At 65.3% G+C, this 13977-nt stretch carries 11 protein-coding genes; 4 read left to right on the top strand and 7 right to left on the bottom strand.

Going from position 1 to position 13977, the window contains the following annotated elements; genetic code table 11:
• The first annotated feature begins 103 nt into the window (after positions 1-103).
• Positions 104-997: a transcriptional regulator GcvA gene (gene gcvA, locus PCJ49_RS20175; RefSeq protein WP_269912515.1), complete on the top strand. Its 894-nt coding sequence runs from the start codon at positions 104-106 to the stop codon at positions 995-997.
• Positions 998-1157: 160 nt separating this feature from the next.
• Complete coding sequence (gene trpB / locus PCJ49_RS20170) at positions 1158-2375, top strand: tryptophan synthase subunit beta (RefSeq protein ID WP_269912514.1); 1218 nt, start codon at positions 1158-1160, stop codon at positions 2373-2375.
• 274 nt (positions 2376-2649) lie between these two features.
• Here the strand turns inward: trpB and PCJ49_RS20165 are convergent, their stop codons facing one another.
• Positions 2650-4449 carry a stimulus-sensing domain-containing protein gene (locus PCJ49_RS20165; protein WP_269912513.1) on the bottom strand — a complete coding sequence of 600 codons (1800 nt, stop codon included), beginning with the start codon at positions 4447-4449 and terminating at the stop codon, positions 2650-2652.
• A gap of 138 nt (positions 4450-4587) precedes the next feature.
• Positions 4588-5286 carry a response regulator transcription factor gene (locus PCJ49_RS20160; protein WP_269912512.1) on the bottom strand — a complete coding sequence of 233 codons (699 nt, stop codon included), beginning with the start codon at positions 5284-5286 and terminating at the stop codon, positions 4588-4590.
• A gap of 176 nt (positions 5287-5462) precedes the next feature.
• Between PCJ49_RS20160 and PCJ49_RS20155 the strand changes: the two genes are divergently transcribed.
• Together PCJ49_RS20155 and PCJ49_RS20150 are read left to right on the top strand one after the other, a co-directional pair.
• The gene (locus tag PCJ49_RS20155; RefSeq protein WP_269912511.1) at positions 5463-6221 is read left to right on the top strand and encodes a DUF2470 domain-containing protein; all 759 of its coding nucleotides are present in this window, start codon (positions 5463-5465) and stop codon (positions 6219-6221) included.
• 36 nt (positions 6222-6257) lie between these two features.
• Complete coding sequence (locus tag PCJ49_RS20150) at positions 6258-7256, top strand: hypothetical protein (RefSeq protein WP_269912510.1); 999 nt, start codon at positions 6258-6260, stop codon at positions 7254-7256.
• Positions 7257-7407: 151 nt separating this feature from the next.
• On the opposite strand, the gene PCJ49_RS20145 is transcribed toward PCJ49_RS20150, so the two are convergent.
• The 5 genes from PCJ49_RS20145 to PCJ49_RS20125 form a co-directional block, all read right to left on the bottom strand.
• The gene (locus PCJ49_RS20145) at positions 7408-9033 is read right to left on the bottom strand and encodes a GMC family oxidoreductase N-terminal domain-containing protein (protein WP_269912509.1); all 1626 of its coding nucleotides are present in this window, start codon (positions 9031-9033) and stop codon (positions 7408-7410) included.
• A 2-nt stretch (positions 9034-9035) separates the two neighbouring features.
• Positions 9036-10229 carry an MFS transporter gene (locus tag PCJ49_RS20140; protein WP_269912508.1) on the bottom strand — a complete coding sequence of 398 codons (1194 nt, stop codon included), beginning with the start codon at positions 10227-10229 and terminating at the stop codon, positions 9036-9038.
• A gap of 2 nt (positions 10230-10231) precedes the next feature.
• On the bottom strand, positions 10232-11284 hold the full coding sequence (locus PCJ49_RS20135) for a sugar phosphate isomerase/epimerase (RefSeq protein WP_269912507.1): 1053 nt from the start codon (positions 11282-11284) through the stop codon (positions 10232-10234).
• A 200-nt stretch (positions 11285-11484) separates the two neighbouring features.
• Positions 11485-12603, bottom strand: a complete 1119-nt coding sequence (locus tag PCJ49_RS20130) for a Gfo/Idh/MocA family oxidoreductase (protein WP_269912506.1) — start codon at positions 12601-12603, stop codon at positions 11485-11487.
• An 18-nt stretch (positions 12604-12621) separates the two neighbouring features.
• Positions 12622-13953, bottom strand: coding sequence for a family 1 glycosylhydrolase (locus PCJ49_RS20125; RefSeq protein WP_089288383.1), 1332 nt, complete (start codon positions 13951-13953; stop codon positions 12622-12624).
• Positions 13954-13977 lie beyond the last annotated feature (24 nt).

The raw sequence follows: 13977 nt of genomic DNA, 5'->3' as shown, positions 1-13977 counted from the left end.
TTCTTGCCCGTTTCTTGCCCATCATGGGCGCGATCATGGCTTGACGTCGATGACCGGTTCACTACAGTCGCTGTAACGGAAAGTTACACCAAGGATATGGTAGATGATGCGCCGCTTGCCGAACCTGACGGCGCTGCGCGCCTTCGAAGCGGCGGCGCGGCATGAAAGCCTGACACGGGCCGCCGAAGAGTTGAACGTGGCCCACCCGGCCCTGTCCCGCCAGATCAGGGAGCTGGAGGGCTGGCTGGGCTGCGCCTTGTTCAACCGCCATAACCGGGGGCTGAGCCTGACCGATGCCGGCCGCGCCTATCGGGATGCCGCCAGCCAGGCCTTTGATCTGATTGATGCCGCCACCGGTCTGCTGCGGCCGGACGCCCCGGCGGTGGGTGAACAAAGGCTGACCCTGTCGGTGGAACCCTCCTTTGCCCAGCGCTGGCTGGTGCCCCGGCTGGGCGCCTTTCGGGCGCTGCATCCGGGGGTGACGGTGATTGTCGATGCGACGCGGGAGGCGGCGAATTTCCGGCGCGGCGGGGCCGATCTGGGCATCCGCTATGGCAGTGGCCCCTGGCCGGGGCTGGAGGCGCGCAAGCTGGCGGATGTGGAGAATTTCCCTGTCTGCGCCCCCGGCCTGACCCCGCTGCCCAGCGATCCCGCCGACTTGCTGGACATGGACCTGCTGCTGGAAGAAACGGACCTGCCCTGGCAGGCCTGGTTCGCCGCCGTCGGCATCACCCTGAACCGCCCCCTGCATGGTACCCGCTTCTTTGATGCCAGCCACGCTATGGATGTGGCGGTGGCGGGCCAGGGCGTGGCGCTGGGTGACACGATCCTGTCGCGCGATGATCTGGCGGCGGGCCGGCTGATCCGGCCCTTTCTCCAGGCGGCAATCTACCAGTCCTATAGTCTGGTGGCCCCACCCGCCCATTTCCGCCGCCCGGCCGTGAAAGCCTTTGCCGAATGGGCGCTGGCCGCCATGGCGGCATTTCAGGCTAGGTGAGTCGCCGTAATGGCTGCCGGGACCGCCCCGTTGACGGGTAATATTGTGACCCCCGCAAACGCCGCCGCGCCATTCCATTATTCATGTCGTGTCGGGCTTGGAAATGGCGGGCGGGCGGTCTAGTTTGCAGGCCTCTGGATGTCCACACTGGTTCTCAGCCATGAACGCGCCCCTGAACAGCTATCGTAACGGTCCCGACGAACATGGCCATTTCGGCATTTTTGGCGGACGCTTCGTCGCCGAAACGCTGATGCCGCTGATCCTGGAGCTGGAGAAGGCCTATACGGAGGCCAAGGCGGACCCCGCCTTCCATGCCGAACTGCGCCAGTACCTGACCCATTATGTCGGCCGGCCCAGCCCGCTTTATTACGCCCAGCGGCTGACCGAGGAGCTGGGCGGGGCCAAGATCTATTTCAAGCGCGACGAGCTGAACCATACCGGCGCGCACAAGATCAACAATTGCATGGGCCAGATCCTGCTGGCCAAGCGCATGGGCAAGACCCGCATCATCGCGGAAACCGGTGCCGGCCAGCATGGCGTGGCCACGGCCACCGTCTGCGCCCTGATGGGCCTGCCCTGCACCATCTATATGGGCGCCACCGACATTGCCCGTCAGGCCCCCAACGTGTTCCGCATGAAGCTGCTGGGGGCGGAGGTGAAGCCCGTCACCAGCGGTGCCGGCACCCTGAAGGACGCGATGAATGACGCGTTGCGCGACTGGGTGACCAATGTGGCCGATACATTCTATATCATCGGCACGGCCGCCGGCCCGCATCCCTATCCGGCCATGGTGCGCGACTTCCAGGCTATCATCGGCCAGGAAACCCGCACCCAGATGCTGGAAGCCGAAGGGCGGCTGCCCGACCTGCTGGTGGCCTGCATCGGCGGCGGCTCCAACGCCATCGGCCTGTTCCATGATTTCCTGGACGAGCCGACGGTGAAGATGGTGGCGGTGGAAGCCGGTGGCCATGGTCTGGAAACCAAGACCGGCCATGCCGCCAGCCTCGCCGGCGGTCGCCCCGGCGTGCTGCATGGCAACCGCACCTATCTGTTGCAGGATGATGATGGCCAGATCATCGAGGGCCATTCCATCTCTGCCGGGCTGGATTATCCGGGCATCGGCCCGGAACATGCCTGGCTGCATGAGGTGGGCCGGGTGCAATATGTCAGCGCCACCGACCGGGAGGCGCTGGACGCCTTCCAGCTCTGCGCCCGCACGGAAGGCATCCTGCCGGCGCTGGAGCCCAGCCACGCCCTGGCCGCCGTCGCCCGCATCGCCCCCACCCTGTCCAAGGACACGCTGCTGGTGATGAATCTCTGCGGTCGCGGCGACAAGGATATCTTCACCGTCGCCAAGGAACTGGGCGTGGAGATGTGAGGTTTGGCGGGGGCCTTCGGGATGAAGGCCCTCTGCTGCACCTGCTGATTCTTTTTCGGTTTCTTTCCAGCGTCGCCCCAGCCTTTCCACCGTCACCCCAGTCTTTCCAACGTCACCCCGGCGAAGGCCGGGGTCCAGCGTTAAGGCGCGATCAGCGCCGGCATGAGTCTTACCGCGGCAGACGCCGCTCTGCGCTGGACCCCGGCCTTCGCCGGGGTGACGGTAGAGATGGCGGCGTGGGGAGAGTTCCCCTCCCCGCGAGCCCCCCCAAACCTCAACGCGGCAGCACCACGCTGAAGCGGGCGCCCTTCACGGTCCCATCCGGCCCCTTGATATTGTCGGCGAAGATGCGGCCCTGATGGGCTTCCACGATCTGTTTGGAGATGGACAGGCCCAGGCCGGAATGCTTGCCGAACGCCTCTGATTTCGGGCGTTCGCTGTAGAACCGGTCGAAAATCGCCGCCAGCTTGCCTTCGGGAATGCCGGGCCCCTGATCCTCGCACACCACCTCCACCCGGTCGGGCAGGGCCTTGGCGGTAAAGCGCACCACCCCGCCCGGCGGGGAGAAGGACAGGGCGTTGGACAGCAGGTTCTGGAACACCTGGGTCAACCGCCCTTCCAGGCCGGGCACCACCAGCCCCTTGCCCTGCTTGGGCAAATCCACCTCTACCCGCACCGGGGCGGGGGCATCGGCCACCGCCCCGCCGGATTCGGCGGCCGCTTCGCGCAGGGCTTCGGCATTGCCCAGGGTGGCATCGTGGATATTGGCCAGCATGGTCAGCATCTGGCCGACATCCGCCGGTTCGGCGCGGGCGCGCGACAGTTCGGCATCCAGCCGGCTGGCATTGGAAATGTCGGAAATCAGCCGGTCCAGCCGCTGCACATCATGATGGATGATGGAGAGCAGGCGCTGGCGCTGTTCATCGGTCTTCACCCGCTGCACCGTTTCCACCGCACTGCGCATGGAGGTGAGCGGGTTCTTGATCTCATGCGCCACATCGGCGGCAAAACGTTCGATGGCGTCCATCCGGTCCCAGATGGCCGAGGTCATTTCCCGCAGGCTGACCGACAGGTCACCCACCTCGTCCCGGCGGCGGGAGAAATCGGGGATCACCACCTGCCGCCCATGGCCATGGCGCACCTCGTCGGCGGCACTGGCCAGCCGGCGGATCGGGCGGGCGATGGTGCCGGCCAGATAGAAGGAGAGCAGCACGGTGACGCCCAGGGTAATGCCGAACAGGCGCAGAATATCCATGCGGAACTCCCGCACCGCCGTATCCACCTGCGCCCCACCGCGGGAGATATAGACAGCCCCCAGCACCTTTTTATAGCGCTGCACCGGCACGGCCACGGTCAACAGCATGTCGGTGCGGCCATCGGCACGGGCCACCCGCCAGACCGAACGGCCGATTTCCCCCACCAGCGCCTTCTGCACATCGGGATAGGCATCGGCATTCTGCTCCGCCTCCCCCGGATAGGCTGGCAGATGCTCGCGCTCCGGCACGGCATTGACGATGTAATCATAGATGGCGATGCCCAGCTCCGTCAGCCGGTTGCCATCGCGGAGCGGCGGCAGCTCCTCGATCTGCACCATGCTTTTCGGGCCGCCCAGCACCCGGCTGTCGGCCATCAGCTCGCCAGAGGGGGCGAACAGGCGGGTACGGGTATCCGTGGTTTCCACCAGACGGCGCACCATCTGGCGGGCCAGTTCATTGGAAAGCTGGTTGGTCGGCTCGTTGAACTCATCCACCGCCGGCTGCATGGCGCCTTCGCCCAGCGCGCCGGCGAAAATCCGTGCCTCCGTGGTCAGGGCGGTCAGTTCCTTGTCGATCAGCCATTGCTGATATGTGGACAAATACAGCAGGCCGCCCAGCAGGATGGCCAGCGCCAGCATATTGACGGCCAGGATGCGCAGCGTCAGCGGCGAGAAATGCCGCCGCCGGTGCCGGGGCTGGGCCGGGGCCTCTGCCACTTCCGCCCCGATGCTGGCCTTGGGCGCCTTCGCCGCCGGCTTTTTCGGCGGCTCAGGGCTGGTCGTCCCGGCCGCCAGGGGGCCGGGGCTACGCAAATCCATGCTCATCTCTGTGCTGTCCCCTGGGGGAGGGGCTGAGACAAGGGGGCAGGGATGCCCCCTTGTGGATGGTGGCGGCCGCCACCGCGCGGCACCGGCGGGGAAATAGAGACAGCAAGAACCATCTGATGGCCCTTGCGCTTATTCCTTATATTTGTAGCCGACGCCATAGAGCGTTTCGATCTGCTGGAAATCGTCATCCACTGTCTTGAACTTCTTGCGCAGGCGCTTGATGTGGCTGTCGATGGTGCGGTCATCGACATAGATATGCTCGCCATAGGCGGCATCCATCAACTGGTCACGGTTCTTCACATGGCCGGGGCGTATGGCCAGCGCCTTCACCAGCAGGAATTCCGTCACCGTCAGGTCGATCTCCTTGCCCTTCCAGGTGCAGAGATGGCGGGCACCGTCCAGTACCAGCTCCCCGCGCACCAGATTCTGGCCCGGATCGGGCGTGGCCCCCTTGCCCTGAGCCAGCTCGGCGCGGCGCAGCAGGGTCTTGATGCGTTCGATCAGCAGGCGCTGGCTGAACGGCTTCTTGATATAATCATCGGCCCCCATGCGCAGGCCCTGCAGCTCATCCGTCTCATCATCCTTGGAGGTGAGGAAGATGATCGGCATGGCTGTGGTCTGGCGCAGGCGCTGGAGCAGTTCCAGCCCGTCCATGCGCGGCATCTTGATGTCCAGCACGGCCATGTCGACGGGGCGGGAGGTGATGCCGCGCAGCGCCTCATCCCCGTCGCTATAGGTACGCACCTCATAGCCTTCCGCTTCCAGCGCGATGGATACAGAGGTCAGGATATTGCGGTCATCATCGACCAGCGCGATCGTCTGGGACATGTTCTCTCCGGCAAGGGCGACAAACCCGTGGGACATTTCAAGCAGGCAGCATGACGGATGTTGATCCCGACGTGCTACCCCTTGCCACGGCTTTGCCAAGTCTCAGCTTCTATTTCAATATGGCACGAATAGGGCGCAAAAGAGAGCCGTAACGAACTTGGCGGGGGAACCGGAAAATGGTGATAGACCAACTGGATGGTGATGGCGCTGCCAATGATCCCGGCGCGGCCGCCCGCACGCTGATGCGCGGTTGCGGGCAGGCCACGCTGGCAACCCATCATACCGGCCAGGATGCCAGCCTGGTGGGCTGGCCGGTGCCGACCCTGGTGCTGGTGGGGTTCGATCTGGATGCCACGCCGCTGCTGCTGATTTCCCGGCTGGCTGAACATACCCGCAATCTGGAAGGCGACCCGCGCTGCGGCCTGCTGTTCGATGGCACGGGCGGCCATGCCGATACGCTGACCGGCCCGCGCCTGTCGCTGCTGGGCCGGGCGGTGCGCGATGGCGATGACAGGCGGCTGGCCCGCTTCATCGCCCGCCACCCCTCGGCCAGCGCCTATGCCGGCTTTGCCGATTTCGCCCTCTGGCGGGTGGAAGCCCGGCGCGGCCATATGGTGGCCGGATTCGGCCGGATCAGCGCCATCCCGCCCGAACAATTGCGCCTGCCCCCGGCGGATTGGGCTGAACTGGCGGAGGCGGAGGCCGGCATCATCGCCCATATGAATGAAGACCATGCCGACGCCGTGCAGCTTTACGCCACCGTGCTGCTGGAACGGCCGGCGGGGGATTGGCGCATGACCGGCATCGACCCGGAAGGTTGCGACCTGCGCGATGGCACCCACAGCGCCCGCCTGCCCTTTCGCCGCAGGGTGCGCGATGGTGAAACGGCGCGGGCCGAACTGGTGCGGCTGGTGAAGCAGGCGCGGGCAGCGTAAATTGGGTACCATCTTCCCCTGCCTCACCGGACCATCATGGCGCCGATCTTCCGCCCCGCCTTCCTGCTGCTTGCCGCCGGCCTGATCACCCTGCCCGCCGCCGCCCGCGCCCCCGCCGACTGCCAGTCGCCGGAAGAGACAGAGGCAGCCGCCGTGCTGGCGAAGCAAGGCATCACCATGCCCGGTCTGGCCCTGGCCGGCATCACCCGCGCGCCTGCCGCCCAGGGGGGCGAATGGCTGCTGACCAGCTGGAAACCCTGCCTGGAGCCGGAGAAGGAACCGGAGGGCGGGGTGCCGACGCAGGTGCGGCTCTATCACCACCCCGATGGCAAAGCCGCCAGCCTGAAGGGGGAGACCGAACTGCCCGGCGTGCTGGCCTATGTGACCCCGGCGGAAAACCCGGTGCTGGAACTGGCCGACGGGCCGCTGGCCCTGCTGGAGGTGGCGACCGGCGGCAATTGCATGACCTGCGAACAATTGCTACCCCTGCGGGTGGAGGGGACCAAGCTGGTGGCGGTGGAGCCACCCGACCCGCTGGTGGCCCTGCAGGGAGTATCGGCGGTAGAGCCACTACTGATTATTTCCGGCTACAGTGCAGCCTTTGAATCCTATAGCCCGCTCTACCATGCCTACTCGCCTTCCACCACCGTGCATCTGCGGCTGGAGAAGGGCAAGCTGCTGGAAAACTGCACCGCCCAGCGCGACGATTACACGGGCTATGTCGCCGCCGCCACGGACGAAACCAGGGAAATAGCGGCGGCGAAGGAAACCGACGATATCGCCGCCGACCAGCTGTTGAGTGCGGCCATTTCCATGTTGCTGGACCGGCTGAATGGGGGGGTGAAGGCCGACGAAGCGCTGACCGCCTTTGACAGCCTGACGGCCCGCGCCACCGCCCGCGCCACCCGCAGCCACGGGGAAGAAATCAGCGCCGCCGCCACGGCCCTGGCCGCCGCCACCCGCGATGCGGCGGCCAAAGGAGCCTTGAACCGGGGCTGCCCGGCGCTGGGGGTAAAGCGGCCGGAGGGGTATTGAGCACACGGCTGATACCAAGGCGCCGGGCCAGTTGAACAAGCCCGGCAGATTGGTATGACATGCATATCCAGGCGGATGTGGGCGTTCCCAGCGCGCCATTCAGTTTCTCGCGGCGTGCCGCCCTGAAGCCCCCCCTACGAGATTGTCCACCTCACCCCGCATCTTCCAGGATCAGTTCTGCCGCCCGCCAGCCGACAACCATGGCCGGGCCGTTGGTGTTGCCGGCGGGCGGAACGGGCATGACGGAGCAATCCACCACCCGCAGCCCCTGGATGCCATGCACCCGCAGCCTTCCATCGACGACGCCATCGGTTGGCCCGCCCATGCGGCAGGTGCCGGTGGCGTGGACGCCGGGACTGGTCAGCCATTCCAGCACCTGGGATATCTGTTCATCGCTCTCAATGCGGGGGCCGGGTACTACCTCTTCCCCGACAAAAGGCTTCAGGGCCGGCTGGCGCATGTAACGGCGGACCAGCCGCACCATCTCCACCATGAAGGCCTTGTCGGCCGGATCGCCCCACCAGTTGGCATCCACCTCGATCTGGTCGGTGACATCGCCGCTGCGGATGGACACGGCCCCCCGGCTTTTCGGGCGCAGGGCGATGGCATTGACGGTGATGCCGGGCTTGTCCTCCAAGGCACCGCGCCCCGGATCGGCCTTGATCTCCTCTGAGGAGCGCATGGAAAAGGGGCCGATGCCGAACTGCACATCCGGCCAGTCTGACCGCCCTTGCAGCGATAACAGCGCCGTCACCTCTGGTGAGGTATAGGCCATCAACCCCTTGCGCGTCAGGTAATAGCGCAGCGCGTGCGTCATCAGACGCCAGCCGGAAAATTCCTTATTGAAACCGGGATCATTATGCAACCGGTAGGACAGGGAGACCATGGCGTGGTCGGCCAGATGGCGGCCAACAGCCTCCATTGGGTGCTGCACCGCCACCCCGGCCACACGCAGCACGTCCACCGGGCCAATCCCGGACAATTGCAGCAGCTTGGGGCTTTGCAGCGCACCGGCGGACAGGATCACCTCCCGCCCCGCCTTGATGATGCGGGTGCCATTGGTGGTGCGGACCTTGATGCCGACGGCGCGCTTGCCATCCAGCTCCACCTTTTCCACCAGGGCATCGGTCAGCACGGTCAGGTTGGGGCGGGACAAGGCCGGCTTCAGGAACGCGCGATAGCTGGAGGCGCGGCGCCCGCGCCGATCCACGGTGGCCTGGGTATAACCGATACCAAGCGTGCCGGGCGTATTGATATCGCTGAGGCGCGGCAGGCCCATTTCCACCCCGGCCTCAATGCTGGCGGCGATAGCCGGGGAGCGATAGGGCAGCTGCGTCACCTGCAACGGCCCGTCGCTACCGCGCGTCCTGTGCGCCCCCTCCACGCGATAGCTTTCCATGGCCTGGAAGCAGCGGGAAATCTCCGTCCACGCCCATTCCTTATGCCCGGCGGCGGCCCAGCCATCATAATCAGCCGGCATCCCGCGCAAGTACCAGGTGCCGTTGGTGGAGCTGGAGCCGCCCAGGCCGCGACCATAGGGCCAAACCTCTCCCGCCGGGCGGCCGGCCTGCGGCTTGATGGGGAAATGCCAGAAATAGGTGGGGTTGCCGAACATCTTCATGAAGGCGCGCGGCATGTTGACCAGTTCGGTCTCATTCCGGCCGCCGGCTTCCACCAGCAGCACCTTATGCTTGCCGCTGGCGCTCAACCGGTCGGCCAGCACACAGCCGGACGATCCTGCCCCTACAATGATGAAGTCGTAAACGGTCTCAGTCATGATCAGGCATTCACAGTTGAGGTGGAGCGGTTGCCCGCCGGGATCAGGCGGGCCAGAAACGCAAAGACCAGGGTGAGGATACCCAGTGCCGTCATGGCAGGGATCAGGCCGCCGGTCAGGCTGGTGGTAACGGCGACGAGGCCACCACAGGCGAAGGTGCCGCTGAAGAAGGCGGTGGCCCAGATGCCCATGCCGCGCCCGCGCTGTTCCAGCGGCAGGATCGCCTGCCCCCAGGCCATCAGGGCGGGGATGACGAAGCCGCCACCGACCTGCTGGATAACAGCCCCCAGCGACACCACCTGCCAGGTCGGACCCAGGCCGATCACCAGCTGGCCCACGCCAATCAGCACGCCTGTCAGCCCCAATAACTGGCCGATGGACCAGTGATGCACCCGGCGATAAAGGATCGCCCCGCCAATATAGGCGATGCTGGTCGCCGACTGGATCAGGCCGATCTGCGTGGACGATCCCGCCCCCTTGGCATCCAGCACGCGGGCGATGTTCAGCGGCTCCACATAATAAAGTGCGGAGGTCACCAGGGTGACGCCACCGATCAGGAACGCCTCTTTCCAGGGATAGGGAAGTTGGGGCCGCGCAGCGGCAGGGCTGCCGCCGGAAGCCTTGGGCTCATCAATAAACAACAGCGCCATGATCAGGCCGGGAATGGCCAGCAGATAAATGGCAAAGGGGCCGCGCCAGCTGATATCCGCCAGCGCCCCGCCCGCCGCGATCAGGCCCGTACCGGCCACCGAAATGGAAATGCCAACCCAGGCTGTCCAGCGATGGCGCTGTTCACCGAAATAATCGCCGATCAGGGCGCTGGAAATGGTGATGGCAAAGGCCTCTGCCATGCCCAGTACCGCCCGGCTGGCGATGATCAGGCCCAGATCATTCACGAACAGAGGCACCAGTCCGGCCAGCACATAAAGCGCCATGCCGAAGATGAAACTGCGCCGCCGGCCATAGCGGTCGGCAATGATGCCCGCCACCGAGGAGAACAGCGCCGCACAGAGCGAGGGGGCGGTGACAATGGCCGGGATCAGGAAACCGGCATTGGGGTTGGCGCCGAACGCGGCAAACAGTTTGGGGATGGCGGGAAACAGGGAGACAATCGCCATCACCGGCAATATCTGGGCGTAAATCAGGGTGATGCCCTTGGCCGTCGTCCCCTGCCCGGCTGTTGTCAGTTTGCTCATGATCACAGCCCCATCAGACGGCGGTTCAGGGCGCGGTCGGCCCCGACGGCGGCGAAATCATCGAAGGCTTTTTCGGTGACGCGGATGATGTGGCGGTCAATGAAGGGTGCCCCTTCCGCCGCACCGGCGTCTGGATGTTTCAGGGCGCATTCCCATTCCAGCACGGCCCAGCCGGGGAAATCATATTGCGCCATCTTGGCAAAGATGGCGGCGAAATCGACCTGACCGTCGCCCAGCGACCGGAACCGGCCCGGCCGGTCAACCCAGCCTTGATAACCGCCATAAACGCCGCTGCGCCCATTGGGCCGGAACTCCGCATCCTTCACATGAAAGCATTTGATGCGGGCGTGATAGAGGTCGAGGAAGGCCAGATAATCCAGCTGCTGCAGCACGAAATGGCTGGGATCGTAGAGGATGTTGGCGCGCGGATGGTTGCCCACCCGGTCCAGAAACATCTCAAACGTCACCCCATCATGCAGATCTTCACCGGGATGCAGTTCAAAGCCGATATCGACGCCATTCTCGTCAAATACATCCAGAATGGGCCGCCAGCGGCGGGCCAGCTCATCAAACGCATCTTCCACCAGCCCCGCCGGACGCTGCGGCCAGGGATAGAGATAGGGCCAGGCCAACGCACCGGAAAAGCTGGCATGGGCCGTCAGGCCCAGCCGGCGGGAGGCGATAGCCGCCTGTTTGAGCTGTGCCACCGCCCATTCCTGCCGGGCCGCCGGGTTGCCGCGCACGGCGGGGTCTGCGAAGCCGTCAAACTGCGCATCATAGGCGGGATGGACGGCGACCAGCTGGCCCTGCAGGTGGGTAGACAGTTCGGTCAGGGCCAGCCCGTGCCGTGCCAGCGTGCCCAGCACCTCATCACAATAATCCTGGCTTTCCGCAGCCTTGGACAGATCAAACAGCCGCTGATCCCAAGAGGGTATCTGCACGCCCTTATAGCCCAGGCCGGCCACCCAGCCGGCAATGGCATCCAGGGAATTGAACGGGGCGGCATCGCCCGCGAACTGGGCCAGGAAGATGCCCGGCCCCTTGATCGTCCTCATCCGCGTTTCTCCCGAATTTCTCGTTTTTCCAATCTCCCCGGATCGTGACCGATCCAGGGAGATTTTGCGTTCCCTCAGGCGCCGGGCGGCGGCATCCGCCGCCTTGGCTTACGCGCCCACGCGGGCGCGGGCCGGCGGTCGCCGGCCTCCAATCCGCCTAAAGCTAAACCTTTAGGCGGATTGGTATTATTCCGGTGGTGTCAGCCGGTGAAATCCACCCAGCCGGCATTTTCCCGGCTGGCCCGCACGGCGGTATCGATGAAGGCCATGCCGCGCAGCCCATCGGCCAGACCGGGCAGCAGCGGGGCGGCCTCGCCCCGCAGCAACCGGGCGAAATCGCGGTAAAGATTGGCGAATGCTTCCAGATAGCCCTCCGGGTGGCCGCCCGGCGTGCGGCTGGCCTGCAATGCCGCCGGCGACAGGCCGGGATCGCCGGCGCGGATCAGTTCGCTGCGCCCATCGGCATGGGACAGCCACAGGCTGTTCGGCTCCTCCTGCCGCCAATCCAGCCCGGCCTTGTCGCCATAAATCCGCAACCGCAGCCCGTTGCGCTCACCGACAGAAATCTGGCTGGCCAGCAACACGCCGCGCGCACCATTGTCGAAGCGTAATAATATCTGGCAATCATCATCCAGCGCCCGGCCCGGCACGACGCTGCCCAGATCGGCCAGCAGCTTGACCAGCTTCAGGCCGCTGACAAATTCCGCCAGATGGAAGGCGTGGACGCCGATATCCGCGATGCAGCCGCCGATGCCGGCGCTGGCCGGATCAACCCGCCAGGCCGCCTGCTTGCCCACAGCCTCCCCCGCCAGCCAGCCTTGCGGATATTCCACCACCAGCTTGCGGATGGTGCCGAGCGCACCTGCGGCGATGCGGGCCTTGGCCTCCCGCACCAGCGGATATCCGGCATAGGTGTAGGTGACGCCGAAGGGCAGGCCGGCCCGAGCCACCACCCCTTCCAGGGTCCGCGCCTCTTCCAATGTCGCCGTCAGCGGCTTGTCGCACATGACGGCGATGCCGGCTTCCAGGGCAGCACGGGCGGCGGTCAAATGGTGGCGGTTGGGGGTGGCGATCACCACCATTTCAATCCCGTCCGCCCGGTCCCGCTCCGCCACCAGCATGGCGTCCAGCGAGGGATAGGAGCGGTCAGGACCAATGCCATAGGCGGCACCGCCCGCGATGGAGCGGGCAGCATCGCTGGAAAAGGCCCCGGCGACCAGTTCGATCTCCCGGTCCATTTCCGCCGCCAGCCGGTGGACCGGGCCGATGAAGGCCCCGGGTCCACCGCCCACCATCCCCATGCGGATACGTCGTTTCATGGCCTTGGTCCTTGTTGATCAGCAGGCATTGGCGCGGGCAATGGCGCCCAGCACCGCCGCACTGGGCTTGGGCGTGCGGGCGAATGTCTGGCGATCCAGGCTATGCAGCCCGTATTGCGGCTTATAGCCAAAGCCCCATTCGAAATTGTCGATCAGCGACCAGTGGAAATAGCCCTTCACCGGCACACCATCGGCGATCACCTTGTGCAGTTCCGTCAGGGCCGCCGGGATCAGGCGCTGGCGCACCCCGTCATCGGGTGTATTCACCCCATGTTCGGTGACGATCACCGGCACCTTGGCGATGGAATGGGCATAGCGCACCACACCGGCCAATGAGGCCGGATAGACCTCCGCCCCGCTCATGTTGCGGTCGCCGCCGGGCGGCGGCACCACACGGCCCTTGGCATCCCACAGGGCGCGTTCGTAATTCTGCACGCCGACAAAATCATCCTGCTGTGCGGCGCGCAGCCAGGGGGCGTAGAGCTGTTCGCGCACGCTGTCGCGTTTGCTGGTATCTTTGCCCACAGCCTGATCATCGATCATGGCCAGCGTCACGCCGACGGGCAAATTGCTGCGTTCTGCCTTGATGGCCTGTCGACCCTGCGCATGGCCCTTCAGCAGATGGGCCTGAACGACGACAGGATCGGGGTACCAGACATTGTTACCGGCCAGGAACAGTGGCACGCCAAAGCGCTTGGCCACCGCCTCACACGCCGCCTTGTCCGCCGGCACCAGCCAACTGCTCACCGAAGGGGGCAATATGGAGGGCAAATACCCCGCATGATTGGGTTCATTCAAGGTCGCCGCATAGGCGATGCCGTCCCCCAGATGCGCCGCCGCCTTGGCGCAAAAGCGGGCGAACAGGTCCGGCGCCTCTGGGTTATGCCAGCCGCCGGCCAGCGCGAACCAAAGCGGGTTGGAGAAATGGTTGAAGGTCACCACCGGCTTCAGTCCGCGCGTGTGGCAGCCCTCAATGATGCGCTTATAATGGTCCAGCATGGCGATGGAGAATTCGCCCTGCCTGGGTTCAATCCGCGCCCATTCCAGGCTGAAGCGATAGGCGCTCAGCCCCGTATTCTTGACCAGATCAAGATCGACAGGCCACAGCATGAAGCTGTTCGCCGCATCCCCGGCCACATCGGCATAGGGCGATCCGGGCGCACGTTCCGCCGTCCAGATGTCGGAATTAATATTGTTGCCTTCCACCTGATAGGCCGCTGTCGAAGCCCCCCACAGGAAACCGTCCGGAAACTTGCGAGCACCCGTGGCCGCCATGGCGGGCAAGGCACGCGCAGCCGCCGCAACGCCCAGACCAGCCAGGCCCAAACCGATTTGCCGCCTCGTGAACATGTTTCCAACTCCCTATATGGTTTT

Source organism: Niveispirillum sp. BGYR6 (assembly GCF_027568365.1).
GTDB lineage: Bacteria > Pseudomonadota > Alphaproteobacteria > Azospirillales > Azospirillaceae > Niveispirillum.
The sequence above is the reverse complement of the archived record's forward strand: the minus strand, read 5'-3'. Positions and strand labels throughout refer to the sequence as shown.